This window comes from Photobacterium carnosum, assembly GCF_002849605.1.
Classification (GTDB): domain Bacteria; phylum Pseudomonadota; class Gammaproteobacteria; order Enterobacterales; family Vibrionaceae; genus Photobacterium; species Photobacterium carnosum.
Genome location: NZ_NPIB01000008.1, coordinates 37,754 through 58,039, shown reverse-complemented (window position 1 = coordinate 58,039; position 20,286 = coordinate 37,754). Strand labels below are relative to the sequence as shown.

Below are 20,286 nucleotides of genomic sequence, written 5' to 3'. Positions count from 1 at the left end.
CTTAAGTCTATGACTTTTAAAAAGCTATTCTATGTACTATTAATGATTATATGTGCATGGCTCGGCTATTATCTACTTGAACAATATTGGCAACAAGATGTTCAAGTAAAACCTAATGACGAAAAACCAATGTTTATTGGTAGTAAAGTCAGTAATACCAGCTTTGATTTGAAGGGAATCCGTCAATATCAAATTGATGCTGAACATCTTGAACACTTCAATGTTAGTGGTGAGACAACATTCACCCAACCGGTATTATGGATTTTTAGGCAAGGGCAAGATGCTGAATGGCGAATCAGTGCTAATAATGCCAAACTAGAACAAGATAAAATCTTACACTTACAAGGTAATGTGCGTATTTTCAATCTATTACCTGATTCCGATATTCAGGTTATTAAAACAGATAATTTACGTTTAAACTTAGTCAATAAAGACTTTAGTACCAATGATCATGTCACTATCAATGGCCCAGTATTCCAAAATCAAGGCGATGGCATGAAAGGTAATATGGATCGTAACGTGGCAACTCTTCTAAAAAATGTAAAAGGTAGATATGAACCGACTAAAAATTAGTACTCTACTATGCTTGTTGTGTATCAGTGCACCAACATGGGCAATGAAAAGTGACACTAAACAACCCATTTATATTGACTCAGACAGTCAACAAGTTGATATGCCAAATAATATTGTCACGTTTATCGGTAATGTTAAGTTACGTCAAGGTACGATTGATATTCGCGCTAATAAAGTTGTTATCACTCGAGAAAATGCTAAATCTCAACAACAAACTATCATGGCATATGGACAACCGGCTACATTCCATCAAATAATGGATAACGGTAAACCCCTTGATGGTGAAGCACTTAAAATGCGTTATGAAACCGCCACTGAACACCTAAAAATGACAGGTAAAGCCGAGCTAAATCAAGATGGTAGCAATATTAAAGGTAATATCATCACCTACAATATTCCCAATCAACGTCTAGTCGCAGAAAGCGGTAAAAAAGAACGTGTCACCACCGTGATACTACCAAGTCAATTAAACAATAATAAGAAATAAACATTATTTATGGCTATTCTAAAAGCTGAACACCTTGCAAAAAGTTACAACGGACGCAAAGTCGTTTCCGATGTCAGCCTTGAGGTAGAATCAGGGAAAATTGTTGGTTTACTTGGTCCTAACGGTGCAGGGAAAACTACCTCCTTTTACATGATCGTTGGCTTGGTTAGTCGCGATGAAGGTACGATCACCATTGATGGTGAAGATATTAGCCTCCAACCGATGCATAACCGTTCACGAATGGGTATCGGCTATTTACCACAAGAAGCATCAATTTTCCGTCGTCTAACGGTTTATGACAACCTAATGGCAGTGTTAGAAACCCGTAAAGAACTAACCAAAGATGCACGTCAAAACAAAGCAGAAGAATTGTTAGATGAATTTAATATTCAACACATTCGCGATAGCTTAGGACAAGCATTATCTGGTGGTGAGCGACGTCGAGTTGAAATTGCTCGCGCATTAGCAGCGAATCCTAAGTTTATTTTACTGGATGAACCGTTTGCAGGTGTCGATCCCATTTCAGTTATCGATATCAAAAAAATCATTAAACATTTACGAGATCGTGGGTTAGGGGTATTAATTACTGACCATAACGTCCGTGAAACACTGGATGTCTGTGAGCATGCTTATATTGTAAGCCAAGGCCATCTGATCGCGAATGGAACCCCAGAGCATGTACTTAATCATGAACATGTTAAGCGGGTTTATCTTGGTGATCAGTTCCGTCTCTAGCCCTCACCATTAGCTATTGATTGCAGATAATAACAATAATAACAATAAGGTGTATCAACGTTAATGAAAACTTCGCTCCAACTTAAGCTCGGTCAGCAGTTAGCAATGACGCCTCAATTGCAGCAAGCGATTCGCTTGTTGCAACTCTCTACATTGGAACTTCAACAAGAAATCCAAGAAGCGCTTGATGGTAACCCTCTCCTAGAGCTCGATGAAACTAATGAAGCGGATGAAGTTAACACTAACAATGAGACCTCAATCGCAGACACTTCCACAAATGATAGCAACGAAAATCCCGATGATATCGAGAGCTTTGATACCGCAGAAGTTATTGAAACTCGCGAACTACCAACAGAACTCCCCGTTGATAGTACTTGGGATGATGTTTACAGTGCCGGAACAGGCAGTACGGGTATTGCCATTGATGATGATATTCCGATCTACCAAGGTGAAACCACTGAATCATTGCAAGATTATTTAATGTGGCAAGTACATCTCACCCCATTTAGCGAAACAGATTTAGCGATTGCAATCGCCATTATAGATGCAGTGAATGATAAAGGTTACCTCAGTTGTACCACCGCCGAAATTCTAGAAAATTTTGAAGATGAAGAACTCGATGTTGAGCTTGATGAAGTAGAAGCTGTACTCAAACGCGTACAGCAATTTGATCCACTCGGTGTCGCTTCGCGCAATTTACAAGAATGCTTACTACTTCAACTCGCCACCTATCCCAAACAAACGCAATGGCTTGCCGAAGCTAAAATACTATTACGTGAACATATTAACTTATTAGGCAATCGCGATTATCGCCAACTGATGCGCGAAACTAAACTCAAAGAACCCGAACTTAAAGCGGTAATGGATCTGATTCATAACTTAGATCCTCGCCCGGGCAATCACGTTGTTTCAACCGAAACCGAATATGTTATCCCCGATGTATCAGTATTTAAAGATAATGGTGAATGGATCGTCAGTATCAACCCTAATAGTGTTCCACGCATTAAAGTGAATCAGCAATACGCCGCATTAAGTAATAACACCCGCAACAGTGCGGATGGACAATTTATTCGCACCCACCTTCAAGATGCAAAATGGCTGATTAAAAGCCTTGAAAGCCGCAATGAAACCTTGTTGAAAGTCGCTCGTTGTATTGTAAAACAACAACAAGATTTTTTTGAATTTGGCGAAGAAGCCATGAAACCGATGGTTCTCAACGACATTGCCCTTGAAGTTGAAATGCACGAATCCACCATATCCCGAGTCACGACTCAAAAATATATGCATACACCTCGGGGTATTTTTGAATTGAAATACTTCTTCTCAAGTCATGTCAGTACGGATAGTGGCGGTGAATGTTCATCGACAGCTATTCGCGCACTGGTGAAGAAACTTGTTGCTGCTGAAAATCAGGTTAAACCCCTGAGTGACAGCAAAATTGCGACTTTATTGGCAGAACAAGGGATCATAGTTGCGCGACGAACTATCGCAAAATACCGTGAATCTTTAGGAATTCCGCCATCAAATCAGCGAAAATGTCTGATCTAAATCGGATCAGCGCCAACAAAAGGAAGATGTCTATGCAAATCAATATCACCGGACACCATGTTGATGTAACCGATTCTTTGCGAGAATATGTCAGTACCAAGTTTGAAAAACTAGAGCGTTTTTTCGACAAAATTAATACCATTCAAGTGATATTAAATGTCGAAAAACTCCAACAAATTGCCGAAGCAACTCTGCATATTAATTCAGGAGAAATCCACGCGAAAGCGGACTCTGAAAATATGTATGCCGCGATTGACGAATTGACTGATAAACTGGTCCGTCAATTAAACAAACACAAAGATAAACTCAATAGTCACTAATCATGCAACTGAGTAACGTATTGAGCCTAGACTGCACCAAAAGTGCAGTCTCTTGCTCCAGTAAAAAACGCGCGCTAGAGCTCATTAGTGAGATCGCGGCAACACATCTTGATCAAAATCCGCAGCCATTATTTGAATGTATGCTCAATCGTGAAAAATTGGGTACCACAGGTATAGGTAACGGGGTTGCGATCCCTCACGGCCGAATCAGTAACAGTGATCATGCGATCGCCGTACTCATTCAATGCCAACAACCGATCGATTTTGATGCTATAGATGGTCAACCTATTGACCTTTTATTTGCACTTCTGGTACCAGAAGAACAATGTAAAGAGCACTTATCGACCCTTGCAAGCATGGCAGAAAAACTCGGCAATAAGAAAATTTGTAAGCAACTTCGCAATGCAACAACAGATCAAGAATTATATAACATACTGATTGATGATGAAGAAGTCAGTGTAACCCCACAATAAAAGGTAGCTTAGCCATGAGGTTAATGGTTGTTAGCGGCCGTTCAGGTTCAGGTAAATCTGTTGCACTACGCGTGCTAGAAGATTTAGGTTATTACTGTGTTGATAACCTTCCTGTTCATCTGCTGCCGCAATTTGTAAATGACATTGCTAATAGCGAACAAGATATTGCCGTTAGTGTCGATATTCGTAATATGCCCCCCCATCAAGGTGAACTTGAGGTAATTTTTAATAATTTACCCAATGATGTTGATACCAATTTTATTTTTCTTGATGCCGATGACAAAGAATTAGTTAAACGTTTTAGTGAAACTCGTCGTTTACACCCGCTTTCACGCCACAATATGAGCCTTGAGCAAGCCATTCAATCTGAAGCGATTCTACTCGGTGAACTCAAAGAACATGCTGATCTTGTCATTGATACCACCAATAGTTCAATTCATGATTTAAGTGAAACCGTTCGAGCCCGAGTCTTAGGCCGAGAAGCTCGAGAGTTAGTATTAGTATTTGAATCTTTTGGTTTTAAACATGGTTTACCTTCTGATGCTGACTACGTGTTTGATGTCCGCTTTTTACCAAACCCACATTGGGTTCCAGAGCTCAAACCACAGACAGGTCTTGATCAACCCGTTAAAGATTTTTTAGCGGCTCATGCTGAAGTGAATAAACTTAACTATCAATTACGTAATTTTCTAGAAACATGGTTACCAATGCTAGAAAAAAATAATCGTAGTTATGTCACTGTCGCAATTGGTTGTACGGGTGGTCAACACCGCTCAGTCTATATCGCTCAACAACTGGCTGATTATTTCACCCAACAAGGTCAACAAGTGCAGGTACGCCACCGCACATTGGAAAACTATAAATGACCATTAAACGCGAATTATTTATTCGTAATCGTCTCGGGCTTCATGCTCGAGCCGCAATAAAATTGGTTGAATTAGCCCAAAGTTTTTCTGCCATAATTACCATCACTAATGGTGATAACAGCGCTACTGCTGATAGTGTCATGGGCTTGCTAATGCTAGATTCAGCCCAAGGTCAAAAAATCATGGTTAGCGCTGATGGCCAAGATGCAAAACCTGCATTAATTGCCATTTCAAACTTAATTGAAGCTGGGTTTGATGAAGAAAATTAATCGCCAATATTACTAACAACAAATGGTCCGTTAAAAACCTTCTTTTATGGTTGATATTAATAATTATTTAACACGTAATACTTTGCCATCAAATGTGCTAGTTAGCTGTTATTAGCAGAGAAAATGCATGAAATGTAGATATCTCGCGATTATAATCATACATATTTCCAATACTTCATCAGTTTATAAGCTAATAAAATCGCAATCAGCACAAGACAAAGACTCACTGATTACGTTAAAATTCAGCTTATTGCGCCATCAAATATAAGTGGGCCTAATACCTATGGCGGATGTATTAGAACAAGATCAAACCCATCACACACTGCAAGAAGTCAACAAAGCCCTTGAAAATGGCATGTTTGTCCATGTTCGCCGGTTACTCCAAGATATGGAGCCGGAGGATATTGCTCACCTGTTAGAAGCCTCGCCACCGAAAGAACGTCAAGTCTTATGGCAATTGACGGATCCGGAAGAGCAAGGTGAGATCCTTGATGAACTTTCTGAAGATGTAAAAGATGGCATCGTCTCGCAAATGGAACCAGAAAAACTGGCAGCCGTTACCGAGGGGATGGAAAGTGATGACGTTGCATACGTATTGCGTAGCCTCTCTGATGAGCGTTACCAAGAAGTATTAGCACAAATCGATACCACCGATAGGCATAGGATCGAGGAAGCATTAGCTTATCCGGAAGATACTGCCGGTGGAATGATGAGTACCGATTTCATCACCATCCGTGGTGACGTAACAGCGGATGTAGTATTACGTTATTTACGCATGCGTGGTGAGTTACCAGAAGCAACAGATTCGTTATATGTTGTTGATAAAAAACAAGTGTTAATTGGTCACCTGTCATTATCAACCTTAATTACCACACAACCTAACATTGAAATTAAAGATGTTATGCAAGATGCTGATGAAGCGATTGCGGTGGATATGGCTGACAGTGAAATTGCTAACCTTTTTGAACGTCGAAATTGGTTATCAGCTCCGGTTGTTGATGTGAATAACCATTTATTAGGTCGTATTACTATCGATGACGTGGTTGACTTGATCCGTGAAGAAGCGGAGCACTCAATGATGTCCATGGCGGGTATGGATGATGACGAAGATACCTTTGCACCAGTATTAAAATCAGCTAAAAGCCGAAGTATTTGGCTTGGCGTTAATGTACTGACAGCATTAGCAGCCGCATCTGTTTCCAATATGTTTGAACACACTTTACAACAGATGGCGACCGTTGCTGTATTAATGACTATCGTCCCCTCAATGGGTGGCGTTGCTGGTAATCAAACGGTTGCCTTGGTTATTCGAGGTCTTGCTGTTGGTCATATCGGTGACACCAACACCCGTTGGCTACTCAGTAAAGAGGCTCGGGTCGGTTTAATTAACGGTGTGGTTTGGGCGTTAATTATCGGTCTGGTGGTCTTTGTTTGGAAAGGCAGTTTGATACTTAGCGTGATTATGGCAGGAGCGATGTTAGCTAACCTGTTTATTGCAGGTGTCGCTGGAGTATTAATTCCAATTGGACTTAAAAAGCTCAAGATTGACCCAGCTTTAGCGGGCGGAATGGCACTCACCACCTGTACTGACATTGTTGGTTTAATGGTGTTCTTAGGCCTAGCTACAATATTTATTACGCCTTAACTCGCAGCCAAATGATTAATCAAAAAAGCCCGAATCAATAACTTGATTCGGGCTTTTTTATTCAGACTAAATTGCTTATTCGAATAATATTATTCGCCAGCTATTTTCATTGAATCTAACAACATTGAGCCCGTTAGGATCTGACTGCGCATCTCAGTATCACTACCAATTGCGACAATGTTTTGCATCATATCTTTAAGATTACCCGCAATGGTAATTTCAGAGACAGGATATTGAATTTGACCATTCTCAACCCAGAAGCCAGCCGCACCACGAGAATAATCACCCGTGATAATGTTAACTCCTTGGCCCATCAATTCAGTCACCAACAAACCACGATCCATCTTCTTCAGCATTTGCTCAAAGTTTTCACCAGTTGATGACACGATCCAGTTGTGGATACCACCAGCATGACCTGTTGGTTGCATCTTCATCTTACGTGCCGCATAGCTGGTTAACAGATACGTTTGCAGTGCGCCGCCAGTAATAATCTCACGATCATAGGTCGCTAACCCTTCACTATCAAACGGCGTACTTGCCATACCACGTAGAATATGAGGACGCTCACTGATATTTAACCACTCAGGGAAAATCTGCTCACCCAACTTATCAAGTAAGAATGACGATTTACGGTATAAATTAGCGCCGCTGATCCCCATCACTAAATGACCAAACAGTCCGGTTGCAACATCCGCTGCAAACATTACTGGCGCTTCACGTGTTGTCAGTTTTTGCGGGTCAATACGGCTAACAGTACGCTCAGCTGCATGACGGCCCACACGTTCAGGTGTCCACATATCAGACGCTAAACGTGAAGTCGTATAACTATAATCACGCTCCATATTGCCGTCTTTACCTTCACTGATCACACAACAACTGATACTGTGACGACTAGAAGCATAACTGGCTAACATGCCATGACTGTTACCGTAAACACGCACACCATAGTGACTATCGTAACTCGCACCATCACTTTGTTTTACGCGCGGATCAAAAGCAAGCGCCGCTTCTTCTGCTGCAATGGCAATGGCAGCAGCACGATCAGGTTCAGGCTCATCAGGATAAAATAAGTCTAAATCAGGAATATTACGCGCCATCAGTTCCGCAGGGCCGGGGCCTGAAAACGGATCTTCAGAGGTGTAATTGGCAATATCTAAAGCTGCTGCAACCGTTTGTGCAATGGCAGCTTCACTTAAATCAGAAGTTGAAGCGCTACCTTTACGGTGACCGCGATACACAGTAATACCCAGTGCACCATCGCTATTAAATTCAACATTTTCTACTTCACACATACGAGTAGAAACACTGATACCTGTTGTTTTGTTAATGGCTACTTCGGCTGCATCAGCCTGTTTACCAGCGACTTCAAGCGCTTTTGCTACTGCGGCTTCAAGTTCAACACGCTGATGAGCAACCTGTTCTCTTACGTCCATACAATCACTTAAGGTTAGGGTTTAGCTTATTAGTTATAGAATAATGTAATTTACGCCCAAAATCGTTATTAAACTGATAAAATAGAACTATTGATACAATAAGTGAGCCCATTTATGAGCCGTAAAAATAAAAAAGCCCCTTGGGATGAAGAAGAAGAAATCATCTGGGTAAGTAAGTCTGAGATGAAACGCGACATGGAAGAGTTGCAAAAAATTGGTGAAGCGTTAGTTGAATTAACGCCTAACGCTCTTGCAAAAATACCATTAGATGAAGAAATGATGGACGCAATTAAAGACGCCCAACGCTTTAGTAAAGAAGCGCGTCGTCGTCAATTGCAGTTTATTGGTAAGCAAATGCGTCATATGGATCTCGATCCAATTCAAGCCGGACTCGACAAATTAAATAATAAGCACTCTCAGCACACTGTTGCCCTTAAAAAGCTTGAGATTAAACGTGACAAGCTCGTTGAGAATGGTGACAGCATGCTAAATGCTATTCTGGTTGATCATCCTGATGCTGATCGCCAACACCTACGCCAATTGATGCGCCAAGCAACAAAAGAAAAGGCGCAAGAAAAACCAGGCAAGGCGAATCGTGAGATTTTTCAATATTTGAAATCTCTTTACCTTGCTGATTAATCGCTTCGATTAATCCATATTATGAACAAAAAAATGCCAGCATTTTTGCTGGCATTTTATTTATTACTTTTATTCAACACCATGGCTTTTTATTTCAAGCCACGTCGCAATAAAAAATTATTCAGTACCACCAACGGTCATTGAATCAATTTTCAATGTTGGCTGACCAACACCGACAGGCACGCTCTGACCCCCTTTACCACACACACCAACCCCACGGTCGATATCAAGATCATTACCCACCATCGACACTTGCTGCATGGCTTCAATACCACTACCAATTAAAGTCGCACCTTTAATTGGACGGGTTACTTTACCGTTTTCAATTAAATAGGCTTCTGAGGCTGAGAATACAAACTTACCTGAAGTAATGTCGACTTGACCACCACCAAAGTTTGGTGCGTAAATACCATTTTTAACACTGGCAATAATTTCTTCTGGTGTATGCTCACCCGGCAACATGTACGTATTGGTCATGCGAGGCATAGGTAAATGGGCATACGATTCACGACGACCATTACCTGTTGGAGCAACGCCCATTAGACGCGCATTCAACTTATCTTGCATATAGCCTTTCAGCTTACCACCTTCAACCAGTACATTGTGTTGGCCTGGCGTACCTTCATCATCAATGTTAACTGAACCACGACGATTAATCAGCGTTCCATCATCAACAATCGTACAAAGTGGCGATGTAACCTGCTGTCCGATTTGACCTGCAAACATTGATGAGCCTTTACGGTTAAAGTCACCTTCTAAACCATGACCAACGGCTTCATGCAATAAAACGCCAGGCCAACCAGCGCCTAATACAATCGGCATTGTGCCAGCAGGAGCAGCATCCGCCTCAAGGTTTACTAATGCTTGACGAATCGCTTCATCAGCAAAAAAGATCGCTTGGCTTTTACCAGTAGAATCTTCCGTTAAAAAGGTTTCGTAACCATAACGGCCGCCGCCACCCGCACTACCACGCTCACGCTTATCACCTTTCTCAACTAATACTGTCACCGATAATCGTACCAATGGACGAATATCTGCCGCATAAGTGCCATCTAATGCCGCGACTAATACTTCTTCGTAGACACCATTAATGCTGGCTGATACTTCAGTAACCAACGGCTCTTTAGTACGAATATAACGATCGATTTCTTCAAGTAAGGCAATCTTTTGGTATTTATCAAAGCTGCCTAATGGATTAATCGGTGAATAAATACCTGACGATGCCATCGGCGCAAAAGTTTGTACTTTACCATTACCGCCTTGACGCACAATTCCGCGCGCCGCTTTCGCACTTTGAGTCAATGCTAATAAATTAATTTGGTCGGAGTAAGCAAAACCCGTTTTCTCACCCGCAACAGCACGAACACCGACACCGCGATCAATATTAAACGAGCCATCTTTAATGATACTGTCTTCTAAAACTAACGACTCATGCCAGCATGACTGGAAATATATATCAGCATAATCAACATCACGAGTAGCAATTAAGCCAAGGATCTTATGCAATTCATCACGACCAAGACCAGATTGGTCTAGCATGGTACTTTCTACAGTGTTAAGGGTCATTAATTTGCTCTTAATTATTGAATATGACTGAACACCAATCGGGCATGATCAGCCACTGGCATATTGGTACGGATCTTATGGGTTAATTGTAAATCAACATTTGCCGTCAGAACACCCGTTCCTTGTTGTTGGCAAGCAATCACTTGTCCCCATGGGTCAACAATCATTGAATGCCCCCATGTTTCTCGAGTTTCATTATGCTCGCCCCATTGCGCAGCGGCAACAACCCAACACTGGGTTTCAATGGCACGTGCTCGAACTAATATTTCCCAATGAGCACGCCCTGTTAATTTGGTAAAGGCTGCTGGAATAATAATAATATCAGCACCTTGCTGGCGTAACTCACTATAAAGCTGAGGAAAACGAATATCATAACAAATTGATAATCCGAGTTTACCAAAAGGCGTATCAATCACTTTTATGTCATCGCCAGCTTTAAAGGTATCAGATTCGCGGTAACTCTGATGCTTATCCGCAACATTAACATCAAACATGTGCATTTTATTATAATGCGCGTGGATCTTACCCTGATCATCAAATAATACCGAGGTAGTAGTAATGCTACCATCAGCTTGTAAAATCGGCATAGAACCAATAAGTAGCCAAATCCCTAGTTGCTGAGAAAATTGGGATAATTGTTGTTGTAATGGACCATTACCTAATGGTTCAGCCCAACGTTGATAATCAGCTTTACTACCAAAAACAACACTATTTTCAGGAGTAACAACTAATTTAGCCCCTTGTAGTTGTAACCCTTGCATAAACTTCTTTATTTGGCTCAGGTTACGCTCAGGATCAGTACCTGAATTCATTTGTACTACACCAATCTTTGTCATGGTTATCTCTCTGAACGATGACTGAAATTAATCAGATTTATCTACCGTCACGACTATCGTAACGAGGTCAACTTAAAGGCGATTATTTTCTGGTACTTTATATTCGCCTTCTAGCCGAGATCTTTCGATAACCTTCGGCGAGGCAATAGGCCCTGTAACTTGATAATTTACTTGAGTAATAACATCTAATACTGGCGATAACACGGTTGAAATCGCAAACACATACAATGCTACTTGCGGCGCGACAGCAAAGGCCGTCATTACTGGTAACCCCGAGGTGAAATCAGGAATAAATTTGACGTTAGCGTTCACGATTTCATCAACAAGATTAACTTTACCATTGATGTACATATCACCCGCGAGTGCTTGCATCTTAATATCATGACTATTAAAAATACCGTCTTTGATAGTGCCATTCCCTCGAATATAATTAAAGGCTAAACCATTATCAAATATCCCTGAAAAATCGAGCTTCATCTTTCGAATAATGGAATCAAGACTAAATAAGCCTAATAACCGTCCTGCACCACCAACACCACTGACAATACCTTTACCAATGTCCGTCTTCACCGTACCATTTAATGTAGTACGATCAATTCCCCAAGGCGTACCTTGCCAGTTAACGATGACGTGGGTATTAAATGGCGCATTTTGTACACCGCCTGAAATCCCAAATCGATCGAGTAAGTCGGTGCTATTCGTACCACTGATCACCATATCAAGTTTAGTGTGATTATGTTGTCGAGCCATACTCCAGTCACCAGAAGCACTTAATTTTACATTGCCAGACTTAACCTTAAACTGCTGCAACTGTAAACGCTGATTGTGCTTAGTTAACGTCGCTGTTACCGCCCCTAAGCGATAGCCTTGTAACCATGCATCTGCAATCGATAAATCAATCGCAGGCATCGTTGCCATAGTGCTGCGATCGTTAGCGGTAACCAAGGTTGAAGGCGGTTTGGTGGCTAATTTTGGCGTTAATAATGCACCGGGTGGCTGCTGCTCTAATTGCGGTAAATTAAGATGTAATGATTTTAAAATGATATTTAACGGTTGATTTTTAATCCATGAGATATAACCATTCGCTTCTTGCGACGCTAACTTAATCGACCATCCTCGCCCACGCGTTGCGACCGCATCAAGTTGATGCCAAGCAAGACCACCTAAGGTTAATTGATCAATCTTAGCCATCACACGTGTCGGTAAGGGTAATGAGAATCCCGCAGTATGGGTTGTTGCCCCTGACGATAATGAAGTATGGTTATCCATTAATTGTCTTATTACTGCCAACCATTGATCCGCATTAAACTGACGACTATTAATACGTACTAATTGACCTTGCAATGGTGATGTTAATAACTTTTCATCACCGATAGAAAGATTACTCGCAGTAATTTTAGGCACGGTAGCCAACAATGACACCTGAGCTTGATAACTAACGTTAGGTAACACAGCTTGCGTGTACAATTGGTTTTTATCCCCCTTAACGTTAACTTTTAATACTGCGGTAGTGTCCTTAAAATGTTGCAATGGATAAGGTAATTTACTATTAACCTGCGTTAAAGGTACCGTAACACCAACGTTATAATCAAACCCACTCGGTTTAATATTAACCCTAACCAAAGCTTTCCAATTACTACTACCATTTATATTGTTCAATACTGCCGACGGTAAATAATCTTTTAATTTAGCAAGTTGCCATTGCCCACCAACGTTAACATTCACTTTATAATCAGCTGATTTTTTAACAGTATTACCATCAAATCCAAACTGAATAGGCTGTTGATATAACAACCCAACTAACCCTTGGGCTTTAATCTTATTGTTATTAAAACTTAAGCTACCGTTAACGTTTTTAATCGCTAAATGTGGCGTGGTCAGTGTGATCTGATTATGTTTAAAATATACCTTACCGCTCGCATCAACATCAGAGCCATTAAACGGAATATCCAAATTAAGCTTTGCCGTTACGGGCCCTGCAACATCAATAGTCGTCAAAGTACTACCAACAGAACTTACTAATGGGCTATTGAGCATATATTGACGAACTTGAGGTCCAGTAGCAGCAAGATCAATTGCGAGTTTAAGCTGGCCATTAGGGGTTAAATCAGCCTTACCGACTACTTTTGAGCTACTTGCACCTAAAGTCTTCACATGATTGGCATCAATATACATTTTGTCATTTTCAAATAACAAATTAAGTTGAAGATCACGAAGCACAGGCCATGCAGGATCAAAACTAAATTTAGCGTGTGTTAACGGCACAAAAGCTTGAAAAACGCCATCATGATGTTGATAAGGAAAATCATTAAGTGCGCCATACCATAAAATACGCGCCGACTTAACCTTGCCGCCTTTAATTGCTGTCGCTAAATAATCAGTTAAGCGATCCCCCAACGCAGGTCGCGGTAAATAACGCCATGTTTGGCCCGCATCGGTAACATTGGCTTCACCGTATAACGATAACCATGTGGGTGCACTAGCTGGAATATCAACTCGAGCTTGCCCTGAAAAAGTTAAATCTGGTGTTGCCACTGCCAGTTGGTCACTCCATAACGTAGTACCTCGAGCATCGTGATGCCAATAAGCCTGTACTTGAGCGTGATTTATTTTTAGCGGTTTGGAAAACACCTTTTCATAAGCAAAACTATCGGCCGCGACATTAAGCGTGACGTTACCTTGAAGGCCATCGCCAGCAATAGTGGCATTTAAATGATTAATACCTGGAACCCATTGCCAAGGTTTAACACTTAATTGTTGTATTTTAAATGAAAAACGAGGCACTTTATTTACTTCACCGGCAACGCGAATATGAGTCAATAATCCACTCGGTTTAAGATGCCGCACTGCATCAACCAGCTTATTGGTTGATGGTAAAAAGTTCATTAGCGGTAATAATCGTTGCAAGGCAATATTACTTAACGCCAATTTCCATTGATTTAATTGGTCATGGTCATCAAAACTTAATTGGCCTGCAATATCAAACGTTGGCCACGCGACATCATCGGTATAAATAGCAAATTTTTCAGTATCAATCCGCCATGTTCGAGATCCATCAGCCAATCGAATCGGCCTTAACGCCACCAGCCCATGTTTAATATTAATTTGATGCTGTTTTTTACCTACTTGCCAATCAATAATACTGTTATTGATCTTTGCCTTAGCACTCTTAATTTGACCATGTTTAAATGCCAACCAAGCCTCAACCCCAATTTCACTATCAGTAATATTTGCCACGCCAGAAAATTGCTTATTAAGCCATGGCGTTACTGATACATGCTTACCTTTTATATACACCAGACCAGATAAACTTTTAAGTCCACCTTGTTCTGATATATTCGCTTTAATCGCTAATTGCCCCAGATCAGAATTAGAAAAATTAATATTGCCTTGTGCCAAATGACGGCCATCAACATTTACCCAATCAAGCTGTTTAATATTAAGTTTTTGCTCAGATCCTGACGGAGCAACAAAAGATACGGATGAATCGAGGAGTTGAAATTGCCCTAAGCGCGTAAAAAACAGTTGTTCTAAACGTTGAGCAACACTGACATCAGCCACATTTAACGCTGATGAAGACGGCTTTATTTTAGTAAGATCAAGATCAACCTGACTAATAGTCACTTGTTTGAAAATTGGACGCAAATGCAGAGCTGAATGCCAAATATCAAAATAAAATGAGACTTGACCAATATTAGCAAGGGGTTGTGAATGAGGTTGAGCAGATATAGAAATACCCGTAACCGTTACAGTAGGACCAGCAATTTGCCAGTCCCCATTAATTGACGTTAATGTTAAAGCAACATCTGCCTGCTGCGACACCCAGTGTGCTATGGGCAGACGGTAATCATTAAGATGAGGAAGCAATAACCTTAAGCCAGTGATTAATGATGCTAAGAATAACGCTACAATCACTATCAACCACAACCCACTGCGTACAAGACGTACGAGTATTTTTGGCACTATTACTTCCTCTCTAGGTACATTACATCATAACAACATCAAACTGCTCTTGAGTATAAAGCGGCTCTGGTTTGATTTTTACTTGCTTACCAATAAATACTTCTAGCTCAGCCAGAGCATGATACTCATCACCCGCTAGAGCATCACCAACAGAAGATGACACATAGACCACAAATCGGTCAGCATCATAAGCGCGATTAACGCGGGTTATTTCACGTAGAATTTCATAACACACACTTTCAACCGTTTTAACGGTACCTCGGCCTTCACAAGAGGGGCAAGTATTACATAATACATGTTCAATACTTTCACGGGTACGCTTACGGGTCATTTCAACTAATCCAAGCTGAGTAAAACCATTAACGTTTGTTTTCACGCGATCAAACGACAGTGCTTGTTCTAACGCTTGTAAGACGCGACGTTGGTGCTCTTCTAATGCCATATCAATAAAATCGATAATAATAATGCCACCTAAATTACGTAACCGTAACTGGCGAGCAATCACTTTAGTCGCTTCAATATTGGTATTAAAAATGGTTTCATCAAGATTACGACGACCAACAAATGCCCCAGTATTAATATCAACAGTGGTCATGGCTTCGGTTTGATCAATAATCAAATACCCACCCGATTTCATTTCTACTTTACGATCAAGCGAACGTTGAATTTCAGCTTCAGTATCATAAAGATCAAAAATAGGTTGGTCACCAGAATAATACTCAATATTTTCGGTAACCTCTGGCACAAACTCATCAGTGAATTCTTTAAGTTTATCAAACGCAACCCGTGAATCGACTTGAATATGATTAATTTGAGTACCAACAAAATCACGTAAAATACGCTGCGCTAATCCAAGTTCACCATATAACATTGAACGTGGTTTATATTTTGCACGACGCTCAATCACCTTACGCCATAGATGCTTTAAAAATGCCGCATCTTGTGCCACTTCATCCGGATCTGCACCTTCTGCGGCGGTACGAATAATAAACCCACCTAGGTGATCACAATGTTGTGATACTGCTTTTTTCAAACGATCGCGTTCTTTTTCACATTCAATTCGTTGTGAGACACCAACATGACTTGCACCAGGCATAAACACTAAATAACGTGAGGGCAAAGTAATATCCGTCGTTAAACGGGCACCTTTAGTTCCCAATGGATCTTTAACCACTTGCACCACAATATCTTGTCCTTGACGGACTAACTCTGAGATATCACGGACTTTAAATTGTTTCTTTTCATTTTCGGCCACACATTCAGTATGCGGGACAATATCTGACGCATGTAAAAATGCCGCTTTATCTAAACCGATATCAATAAATGCAGCCTGCATTCCCGGTAAGACACGACTAACACGTCCTTTATAAATATTGCCAACAATACCTCGCTTTGATTCACGTTCAATGTGAATCTCTTGCAAAATACCGCCTTCAATCATTGCGACACGCGTTTCACTCGGCGTGACATTTATTAGCAGCTCAATGCCCATGGTTGCCTCTACTTATAATTTTAAAAAATCTTGAACCATGATGTCGGTTTCCACTAACGGTAACCCCATCACAGCATAATAACTGCCGTCAATACGGGTAATAAATTTGCCACCTATTCCCTGAATGCCATAGCTTCCTGCTTTATCTTGCGGTTCACCACTGTGCCAATATTTTTTAATATCGTTATCTGACAAAGTTTTAAACCACACTTGGGTGGTAACTAAACATGTTTCGCTGTGCGATTGTGTTGCTAAGGTAACAGCCGTCATCACTTGATGCTGCCTTCCTGATAATAACCTCAGCATACGCGCAGCATCCTCAAAATCGACTGGTTTTTCTAGAATTTGTTGATCTACTACAACAATAGTATCAGCCCCCAGTACGGGAATGTCATTATTCGCCGCTTTTACACCCGCAAAAGCTTTATCTCGTGATAATCGTTGCACATATTGTGCCGCCGTTTCTTCAGCTTGATGACATTCTTCGACATCAACCACTATGCGTTCAAAGTTATAACCAAGTTGAGTTAAAAGCTCCATTCGACGTGGTGATCCAGAGGCAAGATAAAGTTGAAGAGAAGTCATAATGATCCTTTATTAAATAGTCTGCTGTTAAGTGAGCTATTATCAAATATTAGCGTATTAAATGATTACGTAATTTTTGCGCCAAAAGAACAAAGGGGGATGCCTATTGGCTCCCCCTATAAAATTTATTTTTACTAACAAATTGCTAATTTACGTCGAATTCGGCGCAGCAATAAAAATAGCCACGGCCACAATATAAAGTTTAATAACACTGCCAAGAACTGCTGAGGATAAAAACTAATATTTGAAACTAAATATTCAGCCCAGAATTCAATTAATTTAGCCGCTAAAGATAATAACGCGATGATAATCGCTTGCTGCCACAATGATAAATTACGTAATACTCTAAAATTGAGTGCAATAATATAAGCAATCACTGACAACATCAGGCCACGAACACCCAGTGTTGAACCTAAAGTTAAATCCCATAACAAGCCGACCACTAAGGCTGTACCAACGTTGACGCGATGCGGTAATGCTAACACCCAATAACACGTCACTAATACTACCCATGACGGCCGAAAGGGTTCAAGTTCTCCCGGCCATGGTACAGCTTGCAACACTAATGCAAATAAAAATGACAACCAAATCCAGATTCGGCCATGTGCTTTATTGGTTGGCATTATTTACCTTCTTCGGTGTTGGCACGACAAGATCCGTTGGTTTTGCTGGCATATTCAATATTATAGGATCAACCGTATCAATAGGTGTAACCGCTGTCATTATCGGCTTACCGTCAGCAACGACTGTATTAACTTTCATTTTAGAACGATCGGTTGGCCATACTAATAAGAGATAACGTAAACGATCAAACTGGACTGTCGTCTTTGCCGTAATTTGTGCAAATGGACGTTTATTATCAAACGTAAATGATGTTACACGAGCCACAGGATACCCTTCAGGATAACGTCCTCCAAGCCCAGAACTCACCAGTAGATCACCCTTTTTAATATCGGTACTACTTGGAACATGTTCCAATAAAATCTGATGATTACGCCCACCACCCGTTGCAATAACACGAATGTCATTACGTACAACTTGAACTGGAATCGCATTAGTAGGATCAATGAGCAATAACACGCGGCTATTATGCGCACCGACATAAGAGACTTGGCCGACAATACCTTTATCATTGATCACAGGCTGGCCTTCATAAACACCATCAACACGACCTTTATTTATCATCACTTGATAACTATAAGGATCAGAATCAACGGCCATTACTTCAGCCACCATTTTACGTTCATCACGCACAAATGGAGAACCAAGTAACTCTCTTAAACGCTGGTTTTCTTGCTGTAATTGATCGAGTAATAACACATTACTTTTCATGACTAATAAATCACGTTTTAATGCTTTATTTTCTGTCAATAATCGTTGATGAGAACTGAATTGCCCACGTAGAACATCTAACATTTCACGCGGTAAATTGGCAGCATATTGCAGCGGTGCGACCGCCGAATTCAATAAATAACGAATATTGGCAAAAGCACCAAGACGACTATCGGCTAGCATTAAGCTAGCCGATAATAATATGGCAAGAAACAGGCGTAATTGCAGAGATGGACCTCTGCCAAATATAGGTTTCATATAACACTATAACCTGTTTAATTAGGATCCTATGATGGTATTATTCTTCGCTGAAGAGATCGCCACCATGCATATCGATCATTTCAAGCGCTTTACCGCCCCCACGCGCTACACACGTTAATGGATCTTCTGCTACAACAACAGGAATACCTGTTTCTTCGGTGAGTAGACGATCAAGATCACGTAATAATGCACCACCACCGGTTAATACCATGCCACGCTCTGAAATATCAGAGGCTAATTCTGGTGGACATTGTTCAAGCGCAACCATAACAGCAGACACAATCCCCGTTAACGGTTCTTGCAATGCTTCTAAAATTTCATTGGAATTCAATATAAAGCTACGAGGAACACCTTCTGCAAGGTTACGTCCACGGACTTCAATTTCAAGGACTTCATCACCTGGATAAGCCGATCCAATTTCATGTTTAATACGCTCTGCGGTTGCTTCACCAATTAGGCTGCCGTAATTACGACGAACATAGTTAATAATAGCTTCATCAAAACGATCACCACCAATACGAACTGATGATGAATACACCACACCATTCAATGAAATAACCGCAACTTCAGTCGTTCCACCACCGATATCAATCACCATTGAACCCGTAGCTTCAGATACAGGCATACCTGCACCAATTGCCGCTGCCATTGGCTCATCAATAAGATAAACTTCACGCGCACCAGCACCTTGAGCAGATTCGCGAATCGCACGACGCTCAACTTGGGTGGATCCACAAGGCACAGCCACTAATACACGTGGGCTTGGACGTAAAAAACTATTGTTATGCACTTGTTTGATAAAGTGTTGAAGCATTTTTTCAGTAACGTAAAAATCGGCAATAACGCCATCTTTCATGGGACGAATTGCGGCAATATTACCTGGTGTACGACCAAGCATAAGTTTAGCATCATGACCTACTGCAGCAACACTTTTGGTTGCCCCAGTGCGATCTTGACGAATAGCCACAACAGAGGGTTCATCAAGAACAATTCCTTGTCCTTTGACATAAATAAGGGTGTTGGCAGTGCCCAAGTCAATAGACAAGTCATTGGAAAACATGCCACGAAGCTTCTTAAACATAGTCTTCAGCTATTCCTGCAAGCGTTAAAAAATCGTAAATTGAACTCAATGTATCAAGTGCACCTAAGTGAAACAAGATCTGGATCGCGAAACCGCGTCTATACACGCAATTTATTTACGCTATGGGTTGATTGAGGCCTTTTTATATCGATATTTTAAAATATTACGACCAACCTTAACAT

Annotated in this window: 19 protein-coding genes; 10 read left to right on the top strand and 9 right to left on the bottom strand. The window is 40.9% G+C overall.

Translation table 11 applies throughout. The features are described from left to right. Positions 1-9 precede the first annotated feature (9 nt). The 9 genes from lptC to mgtE all read left to right on the top strand — a co-directional run bounded on the left by lptC (position 10) and on the right by mgtE (position 6,916). Positions 10-573, top strand: a complete 564-nt coding sequence (gene lptC, locus CIK00_RS08735; protein ID WP_101768509.1) for an LPS export ABC transporter periplasmic protein LptC — start codon at positions 10-12, stop codon at positions 571-573. Continuing rightward, positions 554-1,060, top strand: coding sequence for a lipopolysaccharide transport periplasmic protein LptA (gene lptA, locus CIK00_RS08730; protein WP_101768508.1), 507 nt, complete (start codon positions 554-556; stop codon positions 1,058-1,060). The genes lptC and lptA overlap by 20 nt, the downstream gene beginning before the upstream one ends. 9 nt (positions 1,061-1,069) lie before the next feature. Beyond that, positions 1,070-1,795, top strand: a complete 726-nt coding sequence (lptB, locus tag CIK00_RS08725; protein WP_101768507.1) for an LPS export ABC transporter ATP-binding protein — start codon at positions 1,070-1,072, stop codon at positions 1,793-1,795. A 63-nt stretch (positions 1,796-1,858) separates the two neighbouring features. Then, a complete protein-coding gene (locus CIK00_RS08720; protein WP_101768506.1) occupies positions 1,859-3,343 on the top strand; it encodes an RNA polymerase factor sigma-54 in 1,485 nt (494 codons plus the stop codon). A 32-nt stretch (positions 3,344-3,375) separates the two neighbouring features. Continuing rightward, positions 3,376-3,663 (top strand): ribosome hibernation promoting factor, encoded by a 288-nt coding sequence (hpf, locus tag CIK00_RS08715; RefSeq protein WP_101768505.1) that lies wholly within the window; start codon positions 3,376-3,378, stop codon positions 3,661-3,663. 2 nt (positions 3,664-3,665) lie between these two features. Further along, the gene (gene ptsN, locus CIK00_RS08710) at positions 3,666-4,136 is read left to right on the top strand and encodes a PTS IIA-like nitrogen regulatory protein PtsN (protein WP_101768504.1); all 471 of its coding nucleotides are present in this window, start codon (positions 3,666-3,668) and stop codon (positions 4,134-4,136) included. 14 nt (positions 4,137-4,150) lie between these two features. After that, entirely contained in the window at positions 4,151-5,002 is an 852-nt protein-coding gene (gene rapZ, locus CIK00_RS08705; protein WP_101768503.1) for an RNase adapter RapZ, read from the top strand. Next, complete coding sequence (locus CIK00_RS08700) at positions 4,999-5,271, top strand: HPr family phosphocarrier protein (protein ID WP_101768502.1); 273 nt, start codon at positions 4,999-5,001, stop codon at positions 5,269-5,271. The genes rapZ and CIK00_RS08700 overlap by 4 nt, the downstream gene beginning before the upstream one ends. A 283-nt stretch (positions 5,272-5,554) precedes the next feature. Then, entirely contained in the window at positions 5,555-6,916 is a 1,362-nt protein-coding gene (gene mgtE, locus CIK00_RS08695) for a magnesium transporter (RefSeq protein ID WP_101768501.1), read from the top strand. 89 nt (positions 6,917-7,005) lie between these two features. Here mgtE and pmbA read toward each other — a convergent pair whose 3' ends face one another. Continuing rightward, a complete protein-coding gene (gene pmbA, locus CIK00_RS08690; RefSeq protein ID WP_101768500.1) occupies positions 7,006-8,349 on the bottom strand; it encodes a metalloprotease PmbA in 1,344 nt (447 codons plus the stop codon). 114 nt (positions 8,350-8,463) lie between these two features. Here pmbA and yjgA point away from each other — a divergent pair, with 114 nt between their 5' ends. Beyond that, on the top strand, positions 8,464-8,988 hold the full coding sequence (gene yjgA / locus CIK00_RS08685) for a ribosome biogenesis factor YjgA (RefSeq protein WP_101768499.1): 525 nt from the start codon (positions 8,464-8,466) through the stop codon (positions 8,986-8,988). Positions 8,989-9,105: 117 nt separating this feature from the next. Here yjgA and tldD read toward each other — a convergent pair whose 3' ends face one another. From tldD to CIK00_RS08645, 8 genes are all read right to left on the bottom strand, one after another. After that, positions 9,106-10,554, bottom strand: a complete 1,449-nt coding sequence (gene tldD, locus CIK00_RS08680) for a metalloprotease TldD (protein WP_101768498.1) — start codon at positions 10,552-10,554, stop codon at positions 9,106-9,108. Between the two features lie 14 nt (positions 10,555-10,568). Continuing rightward, positions 10,569-11,390, bottom strand: a complete 822-nt coding sequence (locus CIK00_RS08675; protein ID WP_101768497.1) for a carbon-nitrogen hydrolase family protein — start codon at positions 11,388-11,390, stop codon at positions 10,569-10,571. Between the two features lie 72 nt (positions 11,391-11,462). Next, complete coding sequence (locus tag CIK00_RS08670) at positions 11,463-15,353, bottom strand: YhdP family protein (RefSeq protein WP_101768496.1); 3,891 nt, start codon at positions 15,351-15,353, stop codon at positions 11,463-11,465. Between the two features lie 22 nt (positions 15,354-15,375). Next, on the bottom strand, positions 15,376-16,845 hold the full coding sequence (rng, locus tag CIK00_RS08665; protein ID WP_101768495.1) for a ribonuclease G: 1,470 nt from the start codon (positions 16,843-16,845) through the stop codon (positions 15,376-15,378). A gap of 12 nt (positions 16,846-16,857) precedes the next feature. Further along, the gene (locus tag CIK00_RS08660; protein WP_101768494.1) at positions 16,858-17,430 is read right to left on the bottom strand and encodes a Maf family protein; all 573 of its coding nucleotides are present in this window, start codon (positions 17,428-17,430) and stop codon (positions 16,858-16,860) included. A gap of 134 nt (positions 17,431-17,564) precedes the next feature. Next, the gene (gene mreD / locus CIK00_RS08655) at positions 17,565-18,053 is read right to left on the bottom strand and encodes a rod shape-determining protein MreD (RefSeq protein ID WP_101768493.1); all 489 of its coding nucleotides are present in this window, start codon (positions 18,051-18,053) and stop codon (positions 17,565-17,567) included. Continuing rightward, positions 18,040-19,020 carry a rod shape-determining protein MreC gene (mreC, locus tag CIK00_RS08650; protein ID WP_101768492.1) on the bottom strand — a complete coding sequence of 327 codons (981 nt, stop codon included), beginning with the start codon at positions 19,018-19,020 and terminating at the stop codon, positions 18,040-18,042. The genes mreD and mreC overlap by 14 nt, the downstream gene beginning before the upstream one ends. Before the next feature lie 40 nt (positions 19,021-19,060). Continuing rightward, positions 19,061-20,104, bottom strand: a complete 1,044-nt coding sequence (locus CIK00_RS08645) for a rod shape-determining protein (protein WP_101768491.1) — start codon at positions 20,102-20,104, stop codon at positions 19,061-19,063. Positions 20,105-20,286: the final 182 nt, after the last annotated feature.

Coding starts and splice junctions, on each gene's coding strand:
- lptB (WP_101768507.1), top strand. CDS start 1,070: ATGGCTATTCTAAAAGCTGAACACCTTGCAAAAAGTTACAACGGACGC.
- lptC (WP_101768509.1), top strand. CDS start 10: ATGACTTTTAAAAAGCTATTCTATGTACTATTAATGATTATATGTGCA.
- CIK00_RS08720 (WP_101768506.1), top strand. CDS start 1,859: ATGAAAACTTCGCTCCAACTTAAGCTCGGTCAGCAGTTAGCAATGACG.
- tldD (WP_101768498.1), bottom strand. CDS start 10,554: ATGACCCTTAACACTGTAGAAAGTACCATGCTAGACCAATCTGGTCTT.
- ptsN (WP_101768504.1), top strand. CDS start 3,666: ATGCAACTGAGTAACGTATTGAGCCTAGACTGCACCAAAAGTGCAGTC.
- CIK00_RS08660 (WP_101768494.1), bottom strand. CDS start 17,430: ATGACTTCTCTTCAACTTTATCTTGCCTCTGGATCACCACGTCGAATG.
- lptA (WP_101768508.1), top strand. CDS start 554: ATGAACCGACTAAAAATTAGTACTCTACTATGCTTGTTGTGTATCAGT.
- hpf (WP_101768505.1), top strand. CDS start 3,376: ATGCAAATCAATATCACCGGACACCATGTTGATGTAACCGATTCTTTG.
- rng (WP_101768495.1), bottom strand. CDS start 16,845: ATGGGCATTGAGCTGCTAATAAATGTCACGCCGAGTGAAACGCGTGTC.
- mgtE (WP_101768501.1), top strand. CDS start 5,555: ATGGCGGATGTATTAGAACAAGATCAAACCCATCACACACTGCAAGAA.
- rapZ (WP_101768503.1), top strand. CDS start 4,151: ATGAGGTTAATGGTTGTTAGCGGCCGTTCAGGTTCAGGTAAATCTGTT.
- pmbA (WP_101768500.1), bottom strand. CDS start 8,349: ATGGACGTAAGAGAACAGGTTGCTCATCAGCGTGTTGAACTTGAAGCC.
- CIK00_RS08645 (WP_101768491.1), bottom strand. CDS start 20,104: ATGTTTAAGAAGCTTCGTGGCATGTTTTCCAATGACTTGTCTATTGAC.
- mreC (WP_101768492.1), bottom strand. CDS start 19,020: ATGAAACCTATATTTGGCAGAGGTCCATCTCTGCAATTACGCCTGTTT.
- CIK00_RS08675 (WP_101768497.1), bottom strand. CDS start 11,390: ATGACAAAGATTGGTGTAGTACAAATGAATTCAGGTACTGATCCTGAG.
- mreD (WP_101768493.1), bottom strand. CDS start 18,053: ATGCCAACCAATAAAGCACATGGCCGAATCTGGATTTGGTTGTCATTT.
- CIK00_RS08700 (WP_101768502.1), top strand. CDS start 4,999: ATGACCATTAAACGCGAATTATTTATTCGTAATCGTCTCGGGCTTCAT.
- yjgA (WP_101768499.1), top strand. CDS start 8,464: ATGAGCCGTAAAAATAAAAAAGCCCCTTGGGATGAAGAAGAAGAAATC.